Origin of the sequence: Pseudomonas sp. HTZ2, assembly GCF_033173945.1 — a bacterium.
Classification (GTDB): domain Bacteria; phylum Pseudomonadota; class Gammaproteobacteria; order Pseudomonadales; family Pseudomonadaceae; genus Aquipseudomonas; species Aquipseudomonas guariconensis.
This window is the reverse complement of sequence record NZ_CP137332.1, coordinates 1,908,731-1,924,956: the sequence shown is the minus strand read 5'-3', so window position 1 is coordinate 1,924,956 and position 16,226 is coordinate 1,908,731. Positions and strand designations below refer to the sequence as shown.

17 protein-coding genes and 1 pseudogene are annotated in these 16,226 nt (G+C 60.9%); 13 read left to right on the top strand and 5 right to left on the bottom strand.

Annotated elements, in window-relative coordinates:
* Nucleotides 1-61: 61 nt before the first annotated feature.
* The 3 genes from R6G97_RS08975 to R6G97_RS08965 all read left to right on the top strand — a co-directional run bounded on the left by R6G97_RS08975 (nucleotide 62) and on the right by R6G97_RS08965 (nucleotide 3,953).
* On the top strand, nucleotides 62-1,075 hold the full coding sequence (locus R6G97_RS08975; RefSeq protein WP_043213082.1) for a ligase-associated DNA damage response exonuclease: 1,014 nt from the start codon (nucleotides 62-64) through the stop codon (nucleotides 1,073-1,075).
* Nucleotides 1,072-2,730 (top strand): ATP-dependent DNA ligase, encoded by a 1,659-nt coding sequence (locus R6G97_RS08970; RefSeq protein WP_317848005.1) that lies wholly within the window; start codon nucleotides 1,072-1,074, stop codon nucleotides 2,728-2,730. Before R6G97_RS08975 ends, R6G97_RS08970 begins: the two co-directional genes overlap by 4 nt.
* 107 nt (nucleotides 2,731-2,837) lie before the next feature.
* Nucleotides 2,838-3,953, top strand: coding sequence for a succinylglutamate desuccinylase/aspartoacylase family protein (locus R6G97_RS08965; protein WP_102081837.1), 1,116 nt, complete (start codon nucleotides 2,838-2,840; stop codon nucleotides 3,951-3,953).
* 21 nt (nucleotides 3,954-3,974) lie between these two features.
* On the opposite strand, the gene R6G97_RS08960 is transcribed toward R6G97_RS08965, so the two are convergent.
* Both R6G97_RS08960 and dcd read right to left on the bottom strand, forming a co-directional pair.
* A complete protein-coding gene (locus R6G97_RS08960) occupies nucleotides 3,975-4,205 on the bottom strand; it encodes a hypothetical protein (RefSeq protein ID WP_080642124.1) in 231 nt (76 codons plus the stop codon).
* 97 nt (nucleotides 4,206-4,302) lie between these two features.
* Nucleotides 4,303-4,869, bottom strand: a complete 567-nt coding sequence (gene dcd / locus R6G97_RS08955; RefSeq protein ID WP_043213075.1) for a dCTP deaminase — start codon at nucleotides 4,867-4,869, stop codon at nucleotides 4,303-4,305.
* Nucleotides 4,870-5,195: 326 nt separating this feature from the next.
* Here dcd and R6G97_RS08950 point away from each other — a divergent pair, with 326 nt between their 5' ends.
* Complete coding sequence (locus R6G97_RS08950) at nucleotides 5,196-5,408, top strand: cold-shock protein (RefSeq protein ID WP_043213073.1); 213 nt, start codon at nucleotides 5,196-5,198, stop codon at nucleotides 5,406-5,408.
* Nucleotides 5,409-5,556: 148 nt separating this feature from the next.
* On the opposite strand, the gene apbC is transcribed toward R6G97_RS08950, so the two are convergent.
* Entirely contained in the window at nucleotides 5,557-6,651 is a 1,095-nt protein-coding gene (apbC, locus tag R6G97_RS08945) for an iron-sulfur cluster carrier protein ApbC (protein ID WP_043213071.1), read from the bottom strand.
* 161 nt (nucleotides 6,652-6,812) lie between these two features.
* On the opposite strand from apbC, the gene metG reads away from it, so the two are divergent.
* The 8 genes and pseudogenes from metG to R6G97_RS08905 all read left to right on the top strand — a co-directional run bounded on the left by metG (nucleotide 6,813) and on the right by R6G97_RS08905 (nucleotide 13,331).
* Complete coding sequence (gene metG / locus R6G97_RS08940; RefSeq protein ID WP_317848004.1) at nucleotides 6,813-8,852, top strand: methionine--tRNA ligase; 2,040 nt, start codon at nucleotides 6,813-6,815, stop codon at nucleotides 8,850-8,852.
* Between the two features lie 93 nt (nucleotides 8,853-8,945).
* Nucleotides 8,946-9,494 (top strand): Rnf-Nqr domain containing protein, encoded by a 549-nt coding sequence (locus R6G97_RS08935; protein ID WP_070575136.1) that lies wholly within the window; start codon nucleotides 8,946-8,948, stop codon nucleotides 9,492-9,494.
* A pseudogene (rsxB, locus tag R6G97_RS08930) lies at nucleotides 9,491-10,315 on the top strand (electron transport complex subunit RsxB); the annotation flags it as partial. The gene R6G97_RS08935 and the pseudogene rsxB, both read left to right, overlap by 4 nt.
* A gap of 4 nt (nucleotides 10,316-10,319) precedes the next feature.
* Nucleotides 10,320-11,291 carry an RnfABCDGE type electron transport complex subunit D gene (locus tag R6G97_RS08925; protein ID WP_182816240.1) on the top strand — a complete coding sequence of 324 codons (972 nt, stop codon included), beginning with the start codon at nucleotides 10,320-10,322 and terminating at the stop codon, nucleotides 11,289-11,291.
* Entirely contained in the window at nucleotides 11,288-11,890 is a 603-nt protein-coding gene (locus R6G97_RS08920) for an RnfABCDGE type electron transport complex subunit G (RefSeq protein ID WP_090345041.1), read from the top strand. The genes R6G97_RS08925 and R6G97_RS08920 overlap by 4 nt, the downstream gene beginning before the upstream one ends.
* Nucleotides 11,883-12,407 carry an NADH:quinone oxidoreductase gene (locus R6G97_RS08915; protein WP_317848003.1) on the top strand — a complete coding sequence of 175 codons (525 nt, stop codon included), beginning with the start codon at nucleotides 11,883-11,885 and terminating at the stop codon, nucleotides 12,405-12,407. Before R6G97_RS08920 ends, R6G97_RS08915 begins: the two co-directional genes overlap by 8 nt.
* A gap of 4 nt (nucleotides 12,408-12,411) precedes the next feature.
* Nucleotides 12,412-13,050 carry an endonuclease III gene (gene nth, locus R6G97_RS08910; protein ID WP_043213057.1) on the top strand — a complete coding sequence of 213 codons (639 nt, stop codon included), beginning with the start codon at nucleotides 12,412-12,414 and terminating at the stop codon, nucleotides 13,048-13,050.
* Nucleotides 13,051-13,154: 104 nt separating this feature from the next.
* Nucleotides 13,155-13,331, top strand: a complete 177-nt coding sequence (locus R6G97_RS08905) for a PA3496 family putative envelope integrity protein (protein ID WP_043213055.1) — start codon at nucleotides 13,155-13,157, stop codon at nucleotides 13,329-13,331.
* Between the two features lie 45 nt (nucleotides 13,332-13,376).
* Here R6G97_RS08905 and R6G97_RS08900 read toward each other — a convergent pair whose 3' ends face one another.
* Entirely contained in the window at nucleotides 13,377-14,009 is a 633-nt protein-coding gene (locus tag R6G97_RS08900) for a response regulator transcription factor (RefSeq protein ID WP_043213052.1), read from the bottom strand.
* A 367-nt stretch (nucleotides 14,010-14,376) separates the two neighbouring features.
* Here R6G97_RS08900 and R6G97_RS08895 point away from each other — a divergent pair, with 367 nt between their 5' ends.
* On the top strand, nucleotides 14,377-14,838 hold the full coding sequence (locus R6G97_RS08895; RefSeq protein WP_102081831.1) for a hypothetical protein: 462 nt from the start codon (nucleotides 14,377-14,379) through the stop codon (nucleotides 14,836-14,838).
* 57 nt (nucleotides 14,839-14,895) lie between these two features.
* Here the strand turns inward: R6G97_RS08895 and R6G97_RS08890 are convergent, their stop codons facing one another.
* The gene (locus R6G97_RS08890; protein ID WP_043213048.1) at nucleotides 14,896-16,113 is read right to left on the bottom strand and encodes an argininosuccinate synthase; all 1,218 of its coding nucleotides are present in this window, start codon (nucleotides 16,111-16,113) and stop codon (nucleotides 14,896-14,898) included.
* Nucleotides 16,114-16,226 lie beyond the last annotated feature (113 nt).

The window sequence follows — 16,226 nt, the reverse complement described above, 5'->3', positions numbered from 1 at the left end:
AAGAACTTCCGTGACCCTGTCGTGCTCTGAGGTTACAAGCCCTTAGCCAACCGGCACGCCTATGGATCTCGTCATCGCCCGCCCCGAAGGCCTCTATTGCCCGCCCGGTGATTTCTACATCGACCCGTGGCGCCCGGTGGACCGCGCAGTGATTACCCACGGCCACGGCGATCACGCCCGGCCCGGCAATCACCATTACCTGACTGCCGCCCCCGGTGCAGGCATCCTGCGCAGCCGATTGGGGCCGGACATCCAGCTGCAGACGCTTGCCTATGGCGAACGCCTCGAACACCGGGGCGTGACCTTGAGTTTTCACCCCGCTGGCCACGTGCTCGGCTCGGGCCAGGTGCGCCTGGAATACCGAGGCGAGGTCTGGGTCGCCTCGGGAGATTACAAGATCGAGCCGGACGGCACCTGCGCTGCGTTCGAGCCGGTGCGCTGCCATACCTTCATCAGTGAGTCGACTTTCGGCCTGCCGATCTACCGCTGGCAACCTCAGGCCGAGGTGATGGCGCAGATCGATGCCTGGTGGCGGGCCAACCGTGAACAGGGCAAAACCAGCGTGCTGTTCTGCTATGCCTTCGGAAAGGCCCAGCGGATCCTCCACGGCTTGGACCCGCACGCCGGCCCAATTCTGGTCCATGGCGCGATGGAACCTCTGAACCGCGTCTATCGGGAAGCGGGCGTGCACCTGGCCCCGACGCACTATGCAGGCGACATCCCCCGCAACGATCCGATGCTGCGCCAGGCCCTGGTGCTGGCTCCGCCTTCGGCGGCCGGTAGCAGTTGGATGAAGCGCTTCGGCGATTACAGTGACGCCTTGGCCAGCGGTTGGATGCGCCTGCGCGGCACCCGACGACGCCGCGGCGTGGACCGCGGGTTCGTGCTCTCCGATCATGCCGATTGGCCGGGGCTGCTATGGGCGATCGAGCAGACCGGCGCCGAGCGGGTGATGGTCACTCACGGCTCGGTCGATGTGTTGGTGCGCTACCTCAACGAACAGGGCCTCGATGCCCGCGCCTTCGCTACCGAATACGGCGACGAGGACGAGACCGACACCGAGGCTGGCACATGAAGACCTTCGCCGAGCTCTATCTGCGCCTGGACGCGACCACATCCAGCAATGCCAAGCTCGAGGCCCTGCGCGACTACTTCGCAGACGCACCTGCCGAGGATGCAGCCTGGGCCGTGTACTTCCTGGCCGGCGGCCGTCCGCGGCAAATGGTCCCTACCCGTCTGCTGCGCGAGCTCACCCTTGAACTTTCGCACTTGCCCGACTGGCTGTTCGAAGAAAGCTACCAGGCTGTGGGCGATCTGGCAGAGACTATTTCCCTGGTGCTCCCGGACAACCCGCATGGCAATGACGAGGGACTGGCCTTTTGGGTCGAGGAGCACCTGCTGTCCCTGCGCGGCCTACCGCCGGAAACCATCCGTCAACGCCTGCCAGGCTTGTGGTCGCAGCTGGATCGGCCCGGTTTGATGCTATGCCTGAAACTTATCACCGGCAGCTTCCGCGTCGGGGTGTCCAAACTGCTGGTGACCCGCGCCCTGGCCCAGCTCGCCGGTCTGGATGCCAAACGCGTGGCGCAGCGTCTGGTGGGCTATACCGATCTCAGCCACCGCCCGACGGCGCAAGACTACCTGCAGCTGATCGCCGCCGAATCTGCCGACGAACATCGCCAACGCGGCGGCCAGCCCTACCCGTTCTTCCTCGCCCACGCGCTGCAGGCTCCCGTCGAGCAGTTCGAGACGTTGCTCGGCCCGGTGTCTGCCTGGCAGGCGGAGTGGAAGTGGGATGGCATTCGCGCACAGGTGGTCAAGCGCGATGGCCAGCTGTGGATATGGTCGCGGGGAGAGGAACTGGTCACCGAGCGCTTTCCGGAACTGCACAGCCTGGCCACCACTTTGCCTGACGGTGTAGTGCTCGATGGTGAAATCCTGGTGTGGAAACCGGGCAGCCAAGCCGGCGATGTCGCCGTGCAACCTTTCGCCCTGCTGCAACAGCGCTTGGGCCGCAAGACGCTGGGCAAGAAGTTGCTCACCGAGGCGCCGGTGGTGCTGCAAGCCTATGACCTGCTCGAATGGCAGGGTGAAGATTGGCGCAACCGGCCTCAACATGAACGTCGGGCCCAACTGCAACACCTGACGCAGCAGTACCCACTGGCCCCGGTGCTGCTGTCACCGTTGCTACAGGGCAGCGACTGGCATGACCTCGCCCGCCAGCGCGAGCAGTCACGCAGTCTGGGCGTCGAAGGTCTGATGCTCAAGCAGCGCGATGCCCTCTATGGCGTGGGCCGTACCAAAGACATGGGCCTATGGTGGAAGTGGAAGATCGATCCTTTCAGCGTCGATGCCGTGTTGATCTACGCCCAGCGCGGTCATGGCCGTCGTGCCAGCCTGTACAGCGATTACACCTTTGCCGTCTGGGACGGGCCACCGGGGACTCCCGGACGCACCCTGGTGCCTTTCGCCAAGGCGTATTCCGGACTGAGCGATGCAGAAATGCGCCAAGTCGACGCCATCATCCGCAAGACTACGGTGGAAACCTTCGGCCCGGTGCGCAGTGTGACCCCGACACTGGTGTTCGAGCTGGGCTTCGAGGGTATTGCCTTGTCCAAACGCCACAAGAGCGGCATCGCGGTGCGCTTTCCGCGCATGCTGCGCTGGCGCCATGACAAAACTGTGCAAGAAGCCGACGACCTGGCCACCTTGCAGGCCTTACTTGCCTGAGTGCGGGCAAACCCGCGCAAGGAGGCTGCGCAATGGCAGAAGTTATGCTTCTATCTTTCTGCCGACTGTCATCGCAGACCGTATTCGCCACTTCAGCCAGGACCACCATGCATCATTCGACCCACGACCTGCTGTCCCCTGTCCCGGGCATTGCCCGCCAGCTTCATAGCTTCCACTTCGGCCCTCGCGGCGGTGGCAAGGTGTACATCCAGGCGTCACTGCATGCCGACGAGCTACCCGGCATGCTGGTGGCCTGGCACCTGAAGCGCCGTTTGCTGGAGCTGGAACAGGACGGGCGGCTGCAACGCGAGATCATCCTCGTTCCGGTGGCCAACCCCGTGGGCCTGGAACAGGTGCTCCTGGACGCGCCCTTGGGGCGCTTCGAGCTGCAAAGTGGCGAAAACTTCAACCGCAACTTCGTTGATTTGTCCGACAGTATCGGCGATCAGATCGAGGGCCATCTGACCCATGATCCTTCGCACAACCTGGCCCTGATCCGCGAGTACCTGCGCCGGGGCCTGGATGCGCATCCCGCGCGCACCCCACTGCAATCCCAGCGCCTGACCCTGCAACGCCTGGCGTGCGATGCCGATATGGTTTTGGACCTGCATTGCGACTTCGAGGCCGTGGAGCATCTGTACACCACACCGGAGGCCTGGGATCAGGTAGAGCCGCTGGCCCGCTATCTGGGCGTGCAGGCCAGCCTGCTGGCCACGGACTCCGGCGGCCAGTCTTTCGATGAATGCTTCAGCCTGGTGTGGTGGCAGTTACAGCAACGTTTTGGCAAGCAGTTCCCCATCCCTCTGGGCAGTTTCTCTGTGACTGTCGAGCTACGCGGGCAGGCAGATGTCAGCCACGACCTGGCCACTCAGGATTGCCAAGGGATACTCAATTTCCTGACCCATGCTGGGGTGATTTCGGGAGAAGCGCCCGCCCTGCCGCCATTGGCGTACCCGGCAACGCCGCTGGCCGCCGTGGAGCCTGTGGTGGCGCCGTTGGGCGGGCTGTTGGTCTTCCACGCGACACCCGGCCAATACCTGGAGGCGGGCGAGCTGATCGCGGAAGTCATCGATCCGCTGAACGACCGGGTGACCGCGGTGCGCAATACCCAGCCTGGCCTCCTTTATGCACGCAGCGTCAGGCGCATGGCCACAGCGGGCATGGTCGTCGCCCACGTGGCGGGCGAGCAGGTCTGTCGCAGCGGTTACCTGCTGGCCAACTGAGCCCGTCGTGCTGGCTGGCCCTCAGGCCACCGGCGAAGGAGGTGGTTCGTCAGGCAAGGTCGGCTCTCCCGGCTCCATGGGTGGCGACTCGCCAGGATCCGGGGGCTGAGGTGTGTCGGGGTCGGGCTGATGGGGTACGCCACCGGCTTGTACGGGCGTTGAAGGGTGCGCCAGCAATGACCAAGCCAGCAGCCCTATCTGGTTGGGCTGCAGGACGGCGAGCTTCGCACTGATTGCGGGGTGAAGTTTCATTGGCGGCTCCCGGCGATGCCCGATGCGCGTCATGCGCACCGGATCGTTCTAGCCATTGGAGTGCCTGGCGGACGAGGAATTCCCCGCGCTCGTCGCCTCAGGTGCGTGGCAGGGTGACGCCGCGCTGCCCTTGGTATTTACCACCGCGATCCTTGTAGGACACTTCGCACTCCTCATCGGATTCGAGGAAGAGCATCTGCGCCACGCCTTCATTGGCATAGATCTTCGCCGGCAAGGTGGTGGTATTGGAGAACTCCAGGGTCACGTGACCCTCCCACTCCGGTTCCAGCGGCGTGACGTTGACGATGATGCCGCAACGCGCGTAGGTGCTCTTGCCCAGGCAGATGGTCAGCACATTGCGTGGAATGCGGAAGTACTCGACGGTGCGGGCCAGGGCGAAGGAGTTCGGAGGAATGATGCACACGTCGCTCTTGACGTCGACGAAGCTGCCGGCGTCGAAGTTTTTCGGGTCGACAGTGGCCGAATTGATGTTGGTGAAGACCTTGAATTCATCGGCGCAGCGCACGTCGTAGCCGTAGCTGGACACGCCGAAGGAAATGACTCGGCTGTCCTCGCCGCCGCGCACCTGGCGCTCGACGAACGGTTCGATCATGCCGTGTTCCTGCGCCATGCGGCGAATCCACTTGTCCGATTTGATGCTCATGGCGGGAGTGTCCTGAAAGTGCTAGGTGAAAAACGAGACGCGCATCTTACCGGTCCCGGCGGCTACGGCAAAGTTCCATCCCGCAATCCCGCGCCGGACGGGAGCTGCAGCCGCCGCCGATCCGATTTTCGACAAAGCCGTCATTGACCATTGGCAGGTCGGGGAAAGTGGGTTAAGGTGGCGCCACTGTGCTGCACGTGACACCGAGAATCTCTGTTTGATGCACGATTCCTATCGGCCCATCGCTGAATTTTCCGCTCTCTTTGCACTCAGTCCCGGCCAGGGTGTTCCTGTGCCGAAATCTACTTTGTCCAAGGAGACATACCATGTCCAACCGCCAATCCGGTACCGTCAAGTGGTTCAACGATGAGAAGGGCTACGGCTTCATCACCCCTCAGTCGGGTGACGATCTGTTCGTACACTTCAAGGCCATCCAGGCTGACGGCTTCAAAACCCTGAAAGAAGGCCAGGCTGTTACTTTCGTCGCTACCCGCGGCCAGAAAGGTATGCAGGCTGAAGAAGTTCGCATCGAAGGTTAATCCTTCTTTCGCGCTTCAAAAAAACCCGCCATATGGCGGGTTTTTTTATGCCTGGCGCAGAAATTTGCAGGCTTCTTCGCGGATTGAACCCGCTACCACAGCGGCGGGAGCGGGTTTACCCGTGAAGCAACCCTGTCGGTCCTGCGGATCAGTCCTCGCTGATGGTGATGTTCGGCATCGCAGGCGCCGCAGCTTCCTGCAGCACGATCCGCGCCCCTACCTGGCGGGCCAGCTCCTGGTAGACCATGGCGATCTGGCTTTCCGGCTCGGCAATGGCGGTCGGCTTGCCGTTGTCGGCCTGCTCGCGGATCAACATCGACAGGGGCAGCGAGGCCAGCAGGTCGACGCCATACTGAGCGGCGAGCTTCTCCCCGCCCCCCTCGCCGAACAAATGCTCGGCATGACCGCAATTCGAGCAGATGTGCACGGCCATGTTTTCCACCACACCCAGCACCGGAATGTTCACCTTGCGGAACATCTCCACGCCTTTCTTCGCATCCAGCAGCGCCAGATCCTGCGGGGTGGTGACGATCACGGAACCTGCCACCGGCACTTTCTGCGCCAGAGTCAACTGGATGTCGCCGGTGCCAGGCGGCATGTCGATCACCAGATAGTCCAGGTTATCCCAGGCAGTCTGGGTCACCAGTTGCAGCAGCGCGCCGGAGACCATCGGGCCGCGCCAGACCATTGGGGTATTGTCATCAGTGAGGAAGGCCATCGACATGACTTCCACGCCGTGCGCCTTGATCGGCACGAACCACTTCTGCTCGCGGATCTGAGGGCGGGTGCCCTCCGCGATACCGAACATGACACCTTGGCTCGGGCCATAGATATCGGCGTCCAGGATGCCGACCCGGGCGCCTTCGCGGGCCAGGGCCAGGGCCAAGTTGGCAGCGGTGGTGGACTTGCCCACCCCGCCCTTGCCCGAGGCCACGGCGATGATGTTTTTGACGTTGGCCATGGCCGGGACCTGAGCCTGGGCCTTGTGCGCCACGACCACGCACTCGACGGACACTTGTGCGGCCGTGACGCCGTCCAGGTTCTCGATGGCCGTGCCCAGCACCTGCGCCCAGCCATTCTTGAACAGCCCGGCCGCATAGCCCAACTGCAACTGCACATTGACCTGGCCGCCCTGGATATCGATAGCGCGCACGCAACCGGCGCTGACCGGATCCTGGTTCAGATAGGGGTCGGTGTACTGGCGAAGCACGCCTTCGACGGCGGCACGTGTGACGGCACTCATGGAGGCTCCCATTGGCAGGCTTTAGATCGAACAGGTGCCTATGCTAACCCGTCAATCGTCAGCAGATGCGTCCTTGGGGTGAAATATATTCGTCAGCCCTTTATAGTTGCCGATCATCTTTATTTTTCCATCCTGTCGCCAGATTAAGTAGCCGAGCCACCATGTCCGAGCCACGCCAGATTCTCGTCACCAGCGCCCTGCCCTATGCCAACGGTTCAATCCACCTTGGCCATATGCTCGAGTACATCCAGACGGACATGTGGGTGCGCTTCCAGAAGCTGCGCGGCAACCAGTGCATCTATGTCTGCGCCGACGACGCCCACGGCTCGGCCATCATGCTGCGCGCCGAAAAGGAAGGCATCACACCCGAACAACTGATCGCCAATGTCCAGGCCGAGCACAGCAGCGACTTCGCCGACTTCCTGGTCGACTTCGACAACTTCCACTCGACCCACTGCGAAGAAAACCGCGAGCTGTCGAGCCTGATCTACACCCGCCTGCGCGACGCCGGCCATATCGCCACCCGTTCGGTCACCCAGTATTACGACCCCGAGAAAGGCATGTTCCTGGCCGACCGCTTCATCAAGGGCACCTGCCCCAAGTGCGCGGCCGAAGACCAGTACGGCGACAACTGCGAAAAATGCGGCGCCACCTACGCACCCACCGAGCTGAAGAACCCAAAATCGGCAATCTCCGGCGCCACGCCGGAGCTGCGCGACTCCCAGCACTTCTTCTTCAAGCTCCCGGATTTCCAGGCCATGCTGCAGCAGTGGACCCGCAGCGGCACCCTGCAGGAAGCGGTCTCGAACAAACTCGCCGAGTGGTTGGATTCGGGCCTTCAGGAGTGGGACATCTCCCGTGATGCGCCGTACTTCGGCTTCGAGATTCCAGGCGAACCCGGCAAGTACTTCTACGTCTGGCTGGACGCGCCGATCGGCTACATGGCCAGTTTCAAGAACCTCTGCGCGCGTCGTCCGGAACTGGACTTCGACGCGTTCTGGAAAGAAGACTCCAAGGCCGAGCTGTACCACTTCATCGGCAAGGACATCGTCAACTTCCACGCCCTGTTCTGGCCGGCCATGCTCGAAGGCGCGGGCTTCCGCAAGCCGACCGGCATCAACGTGCACGGTTACCTGACCGTCAACGGCGCGAAGATGTCCAAGTCGCGCGGCACCTTCATCAAGGCGCGTACCTACCTGGACCACCTGGCCCCCGAGTACCTGCGCTACTACTACGCCTCCAAGCTGGGCCGTGGCGTCGACGACCTGGACTTGAACCTCGACGACTTCGTGCAGAAGGTCAACTCCGACCTGGTCGGCAAAGTGGTCAACATCGCCAGCCGCTGCGCAGGCTTCGTGCACAAGGGCAACGAGGGCGTCCTGGTCGCCGGCGATGCCGCACCCGAACTGAGCGAGGCCTTCCTCTCGGCTGCGCCGTCGATCGCCGAAGCTTACGAGAACCGTGATTTCTCCCGCGCCATGCGTGAAATCATGGCACTGGCCGACCGCGCCAACGCTTGGATTGCCGACAAGGCCCCCTGGTCCCTGGCCAAGCAGGAAGGCAAGCAGGACGAGGTCCAGGCCATCTGCGCACAGGGGATCAACCTGTTCCGCCAACTGGTGATCTTCCTCAAGCCTGTGCTGCCGCTGCTGGCTGCCGATGCCGAGGCCTTCCTCAACGTCGCGCCGCTGACCTGGAATGACCACCTGTCGCGCCTGGAAAACCACAAGCTCAACCCATTCAAGGCGCTGATGAGCCGCATCGAGCCTGCTAAGGTCGAAGCCATGGTCGCCGCCAGCAAGGAAGACCTGGCTGCCACCCAATCCCCGGTCCCGGCAGGCAACGGTGAGCTGACCAAAGACCCGCTGTCGCCAGAAATCGAGTTCGACACTTTTGCCGCGGTCGATCTGCGCGTGGCGCTGATCGTCAAAGCTGAGGCCGTGGAAGGGGCCGACAAGCTCCTGCGCCTGACCCTGGACATTGGCGACGAGCGTCGCAACGTGTTCTCCGGTATCAAATCGGCCTATCCTGACCCAGCCAAGCTCGAAGGCCGTCTGACCATGATGATCGCCAACCTCAAGCCACGGAAAATGCGCTTTGGCGTGTCCGAAGGCATGGTCATGGCGGCCGGCCCGGGTGGCGAAGAGATCTACCTGCTCAGCCCTGACAGCGGCGCCAAGCCTGGCCAGCGCATCAAGTAAGCGTCCGCGTTTCTGCCCCGGCCCAGTGCCGGGGCATTTCCATCCCCGGCCACCTACCGGATAATGACGGCAGGCCCGGCCATCGGCATCCCCATGAACGACTACGTCTTGGTTCTGGTCAGCGCTGCGCTGGTCAATCACCTGATCTTGCATAGGACGCCGGTCTCTCGCCTGCGGATTCACTTGCTCGGCGCATCCATAGCCTTACTCATGCTTTTGGGCCTGCCGCTTGGAAAGCTTTTGCATGATCAAGTGTTGAATGCGTTGGGCCTGCAAGACCTGCAATTGTTCCTGTTCCTACCGCTGTTGCTGTTACTGGGCTGGGGCATCGCCAATGCGCTCCAGCGGATACAGCCGACCTGGCCATTGCAGGACCTGCTGCCCTGGCTGCTCTGCAACGCCCTGGTGCTAGGCTTGCTGCTACAGGTCATCCATGCGAATGATCGATGGTTGGCGGTGTGGGGATGGGGCGTATTCGGTGGATTGGGCTTCTGGCTTGCCCTGGCATTGTTCGATGACCTGCGCCAGCGCAGCGATCATTCAGACCTCCCCAGTGCTTTGCGTGGCCTTCCCATCGACCTGATCGGCGCCGGAGTGATGACCATGGCATTTTCCGGTTTCAACGGATTATTTACACAATGAGTCTGATTCAACGCATCGATGCCCTGCTGCCGCAAACCCAATGCGGCAAGTGCGGCCATGCCGGTTGCCGGCCCTATGCCGAAGGGCTGGCCGCGGGCGAAGCGATCAACAAATGCCCACCCGGCGGCGACGAAACCATCGCCGCCCTTGCCAACCTGCTCAAGGTGCCGGTCATTGCACTGGACACCGGGCGTGGTAACGCACCGCCCCAAGTCGCCTTTATTCGCGAGGCCGAATGTATCGGTTGCACCAAATGCATCCAGGCGTGCCCAGTGGATGCCATCGTCGGCGCTGCCAAGCTGATGCACACGGTCATCGCCAGCGAGTGCACCGGCTGTGACCTCTGCCTGGCGCCTTGCCCGGTCGATTGTATCGACCTGCTGCCCCTGCCCGACAAGATCGTACCTATCGTCGGCGGCCTGGCTCACACTGCCGAACAACTCGATGCCCGCGCCAAACGTCGTGACCACGCCCGTCATCGCCACGAACAACGCAATGCCCGACTGCAGCGCGAGGAAGCACGTCGCCAGGCCGAACGTATGGCACGCAGCCAGCGTGCTGCGAGCAATCCGACCGCCAGTGGCGACGCATCCGACCCGATCAAAGCCGCTATCGAACGGGTCAAGGCACAAAAGGCCGCCCACAACGATGCCGCCCTCAAGCAAGCCAAGATCGCAGCGGCCATGAGCCGCGCGCAACTGAACAAAGCCCGCAGCGCATTCGGCGCCGCACCGAACGAGGCGCAGCACGCCCAGTTAAACCTCCTGGAAAAAGCCGCCAAAGACGCACAACAGCACCTCGACGCCCTTCAGGCCGGGGCGGATCATGCCCGCACCTGATCCGCGCTTGCGCAGCGCCATGGGCCAAGTGCTGCTGGCCTGTGTGCCAGGCTTGCTAGGGCTGCTTTGGCTGCACGGCTGGGGCGTACTGTTCAACTTGCTGTTTTGCGCAAGCACTGCGCTGGCCTGCGAAGCGTTACTCCTGGCCCTGCGCAGCCAACCTGCGCAACCGGCGTTGGCCGATGCAAGCGCATTGGTAACCGCCGTACTGCTGGCCGCCTCACTCCCCCCTCATGCGCCTTGGTGGTTGCCGGTCATCGCCACAAGCGTCGCCATCGGCGTTGGCAAGCACGCTTTTGGCGGGGTCGGCCGCAACCCCTTCAACCCCGCGATGGTCGGTTATGCCTTCGTGCTCCTGAGCTTCCCCCTACAGATGAACCAATGGCCGGGCCACTCGCCCGGGCTCATGGAAAGCCTGCACAGCCTTTGGGCCAGCACCGGACACATCGACGCCTGGGCTACCCCGACAGTGCTCGATGGCCTGCGCCACAATCGCAGCCTGACCATCGATGAACTGTTCGCCCAGCACCCTGGATTCGGCGCGATTGGAGGTCGAAGCAGCGAATGGGTGAATGTCGGTTTTTTGGTGGGCGGGCTGTTTCTGCTTCAGCGCAAAGTCATCAGCTGGCACACGCCGGCAGGCTTGCTCGGCGGATTGTTCCTGTTCAGCCTGCTGTGCTGGAACGGATCAGGTTCCGACTCCAATGGCTCGCCGCTGCTGCACTGGTTTTCCGGCTCGACCATGCTGGCCGCATTCTTCATCGCCACTGAGCCTGTGTCTGGCCCCAAGAGTCCTCCGGCGCGGCTACTGTTCGGTTTCGGCACTGGGCTGCTCATCTACTTGATCCGAACCTGGGGTAGCTACCCCGACGGTACCGCGTTCGCCATCTTGCTGATGAACCTTGCCGTGCCGGCTCTGGAACGATACGCCGCACGTCTCACGCAGGCCGCCCCATGAACCGTACAGCGCGTGGTGTCCTGTTGGTTGTCGTGGTCGGCGCCTTGTCACTGGGCATGACATTGATCTGGAGGCATTGGACGCTCTCGGCCATCCAGCAAGCCGAGCAACAGCTGCAAAGCCGTCAATGGCTTTCGGTGCTTCCTGACAGCAGCTATGACAACCAGCCCCTGCAAGCGCCCCTCGCCCTGCGCGATACCCGTCTGCCCCATAGCGAGTTACTCGCCGGCTACCGTGCCACATTGGGCGCAAGCCCAAGCGCCATCTTGCTGCGCAGTCAGGTCCAGGGTTATGCCGGCCCGATAATCTTGGCAATCGCGATCGCTCCCGATGGGCGTCTGCTGGGCATCCGAGTACTGGAACAACAGGAAAGCCCTGGACTGGGGGCGCGGCTGATCGACCCTGCGGTGCATTGGTTGGAGCAATTTTCAGGCCACGCCCAGACCAGCCGATGGGCATTGAAACGTGATCAAGGGGACTTCGACCAGCTGGCAGGCGCTACCGTAACCTCACGCGCGGTAATCGACGCCCTGCAGGACGCATTGCGCTATTTCGACACCCATCGAACCGCATTGCTGGAGGAAAGTGCACATGAATAGGTTCGGATTGCTGGGGGTGAGCGTGGTGACGTTGGTCGGTGCGACCTCGACCCTGGCGCAAGGGATAATGATCGGCCTTTGCGCGGCCGGGATGATCATCACTCATCAGGTCTTGATGATCCCTCTGCGCAAAACTCTGGCTGGCCTCCCCCGTTTGCTGGCCAGCCTGCTGCTGCTCGCCGGTTTGGCCAGTTGCCTGCAATTAAGTTTGAACGCTTGGGCGCTACCCCTGGCCCTGGCGCTCGGCCATTACCCGGTCTTGCTGAGCGTGCAGAGCCTCGCGGTAGATTACCTGCTCCCCACCACGGGGCGGTGGCGCTATCTCGCGGTTCACGTGAGCGCTCTGTCAATGCTATGCGTACTGCTTGGCGCCTGTCGTCAATGGCTGGCAACAGGGCCAGGTCTTCATTTGGCGGGCCTTGTGCCTGGGGGGTTGATGCTGCTTGGCCTGCTGCTGGCCCTGTACAATCGCCTGCATCCGGGGGCTGCCCCCTCACGTTGTCAAGGAAGCCGTTGAGCCCATGAATGCTGCCAAACGCCTGGAGATTTTTCGCAGGCTGCACGAAGACAATCCCGATCCGAAAACCGAACTGGCCTACACTACGCCCTTCGAATTGCTGATCGCCGTAATCCTGTCCGCCCAGGCAACGGACGTCAGCGTCAACAAGGCCACCGCTCGCCTGTATCCGGTGGCCAATACCCCCGAGGCGATCTACGCACTGGGTGTCGAAGGGCTTAGCGAATACATCAAGACCATCGGCCTCTACAACAGCAAAGCCAAGAATGTCATCGAAACCTGTCGTTTACTGATTGAGCACCACGGCAGCGAAGTGCCACAAACTCGTGAAGCTTTGGAAGCACTGCCGGGCGTGGGTCGCAAAACCGCGAACGTAGTGCTCAATACCGCTTTCCGTCAGCCCGCCATGGCGGTTGATACGCATATTTTCCGGGTCAGCAACCGCACCGGCATCGCCCCTGGCAAGACGGTGCTGGAGGTAGAAAAGAAACTCATGAAGTTCGTGCCCCGAGACTACCTGCTCGACGCTCATCACTGGTTGATCCTTCATGGTCGCTATGTATGCCAGGCGCGCAAGCCTCGCTGTGGCAGCTGTCGAATCGAAGACTTGTGCGAGTACAAACACAAGACTTCTGACGATTGATGCAATAGAAAGAAAGGGTTCTACACGATTGAAAAAATCTTTTTTACCGGAATCGGGTTTCTCGCTATAAGGACGGCCAACGGCCCCTTGGCTTGGAGTGACTCATGAGTACCGATAAAGACGAGCTGTCAATCGACGATGAATTTTCCACCTCGGAAGACGACGCAGAGCCTCAGGTGGAACCTGCAAAGACCAATTTGAGCAAGCGCCGCACCATCGACAACCTTCTCGAGGAGCGGCGTTTGCAAAAGCAACTCGCCGATTTTGATTACGACCTATGACGGGTCGGATATCCTAGATAGCCTCCCTTGCGGAGGCTTCGTGTTTCAGGGACGGGATAAGCCATGGCGCTGGGCGAGCTCGATGAGGTCGACCAGCGAATGGGCATTGAGCTTGAGTAATAGACGCGTCTTGTAAGTGCTCACCGTCTTGTTGCTGAGGAACATGCTGTCGGCGATTTCTTTGTTGCTCTTGCCGCTGGCCAGCTCCTTCAACACCATCACCTCTCTGCCGGAGAGGCGCTGGACCATTTCCTCCTCGCTGCCGCCCTTCACGCATCCACGAGCTTTGTGCAGCGCCTGATTGGGGAAATAGCTGTATCCAGACAACACGGCCTTGATCGCACTGAGCAACTCCGTCAGGTCTTGCTGCTTGCACACATACCCGGCAGCACCGGCCTGCATGCAACGCATCGAAAAATGTCCCGCCGCCTGCGAAGTCAGTACTAACACTTTGCTGCCTGGACTGATGCATGCCATACGGCCGATGACTTCCAGCCCATCCAGCTTCGGAATACCTATATCGAGTATCACGATGTCCGGAAGGTGCTCCCGGATCAATTGCAAGGCATCCACACCATTGTCGGTTTCCGCCACCACGTCGTACCCGTGCCGTTCCATCAGCATGCGTACGGCCAGACGAATTACCGGATGATCATCCACGATAAGCACTTTATTCATGCGGCATCCATTGGTTCACTATTACAACTCCAAAGCATTACGATAACCGAGCTGACTGCCTTATGGCGCAGCGAATTGCCGCTCATCACCAAGCAGAGAGAGCCCCTACATAAATTAAAGAATTTTCCTACAAGCCTAGTTACTTAAAACTTTTGCACCCAGGCGCCGCCTATAAAACTAACAATAAGCAATATAAAACCCCACTTCCATAACGCTTCTAACTTGAAGGAATTCTCGATTCAGGCGGGGTAACTTTAGAAAAATGCAGATGACATGAAGCGTCATGTCGCTTCCACGGGAAACAGCTCTATCTTTTCATCAGGCCCAAAACAGGCGAGAGATAGGCAAACATTCGTGGGCAAGCACCATGCAAACAGACTCCATCAGCCCCTTGGCTATCATCGCCATCTTTGCAGGCATCATCGAAGCTTCTGCGCTGGCGACGTTGCCTTTTCTCAGTGAGAACAGTCAGGAAATCTACACGTGGTTCCTGGTAGGCTTTCCCTTCTTCCTGACTATGCTGTTTTTCCTGACCTTGAACTTCAACAATCAATCTTTGTATCAACCTCCCCTGCCGGAGACGGCAGAAAAGACCGACCCTCAGAGCTCCCTTTCATCCCCTCCTGAATACGTCTCGCCAGAACAGCCCCTGAGCATCACCCTTTCCGGCCCAGACACACGCAAGATCGTCGAACCCCACATTCTGCGTGCTCTCAACCAACCTCATACGCTCCCTCGCAGTTGGGTTCTCGAAAACCTCGAGACCGGTGTTCGCATCCATCTCTCGATCAATGTCGAGGGCACAAACGAAAAACGTGAGCAGCCCTGAAATCCAGGCAAAAAAAACCCCGGCACACGGCCGGGGTTTTCGAGGCGCTCGCAAAGATCAGAGCAGCGAACGGCCCTTGTTGGCTGCAATGCGCATACGCAGGGCGTTGAGCTTGATGAAGCCCGCGGCATCGGCCTGGTTGTAGGCACCGCCATCTTCCTCGAAGGTCGCGATGTTGGCATCGAACAACGAATCGTCCGACTTGCGCCCTACGACAATCACGTTGCCCTTGTACAGTTTCAGGCGAACGACACCGTTAACGTTGACCTGGGAAGCGTCGATCATCTGCTGCAGCATCAGACGCTCCGGGCTCCACCAATAGCCGGTGTAGATCAGGCTGGCATACTTCGGCATCAGCTCATCTTTCAGGTGAGCGACTTCGCGGTCCAAGGTGATCGACTCGATGGCACGGTGAGCCTTGAGCATGATGGTGCCGCCAGGGGTTTCGTAGCAACCGCGGGACTTCATGCCCACGTAGCGGTTCTCGACGATGTCCAGGCGACCGATGCCGTTGGCACCGCCGATACGGTTAAGCTCGGCCAGTACGGTGGCGGGGGTCATTTCGACGCCGTCGATGGCGACGATGTCACCATTGCGGTAGGTCAGCTCGATGTAGGTGGGCTGATCCGGGGCGTTTTCCGGAGACACGCTCCAGCGCCACATGTCTTCCTCGTGCTCGGTCCAGGTATCTTCCAGGACACCGCCTTCGTAGGAGATGTGCAGCAGGTTGGCGTCCATCGAGTACGGCGATTTCTTCTTGCCGTGGCGCTCGATCGGAATGCCGTGCTTTTCGGCGTAGTCCATCAGCTTCTCGCGGGACAGCAGATCCCACTCACGCCAGGGTGCAATGACCTTTACGCCTGGTTTGAGCGCATAGGCGCCCAGCTCGAAGCGCACCTGGTCGTTACCCTTGCCGGTGGCACCGTGGGAAATGGCATCGGCGCCGGTTTCGTTGGCGATTTCGATCAGACGCTTGGCGATCAGCGGACGGGCGATGGACGTACCCAGCAGGTACTCGCCTTCGTAGACGGTGTTGGCGCGGAACATCGGGAAAACGAAATCACGCACGAATTCTTCGCGCAGGTCATCGATGTAGATTTCTTTCACGCCCATCGCCTGAGCCTTGGCGCGGGCCGGTTCGACCTCTTCGCCCTGCCCCAGGTCAGCGGTGAAAGTCACCACTTCGCAGTTGTAGGTATCCTGCAGCCACTTGAGAATCACCGAAGTATCAAGGCCGCCGGAATACGCCAGTACGACCTTTTTTACGTCCGCCATGCCATCACTCCACGGGGTTGTACGGAAAGCGGTTGATTCTACCGGCCCCATTGAAATATTTACAATGGGGCGACAGCTTGTGACGACAAAGCGACAGGAACAGTCAAGACCGC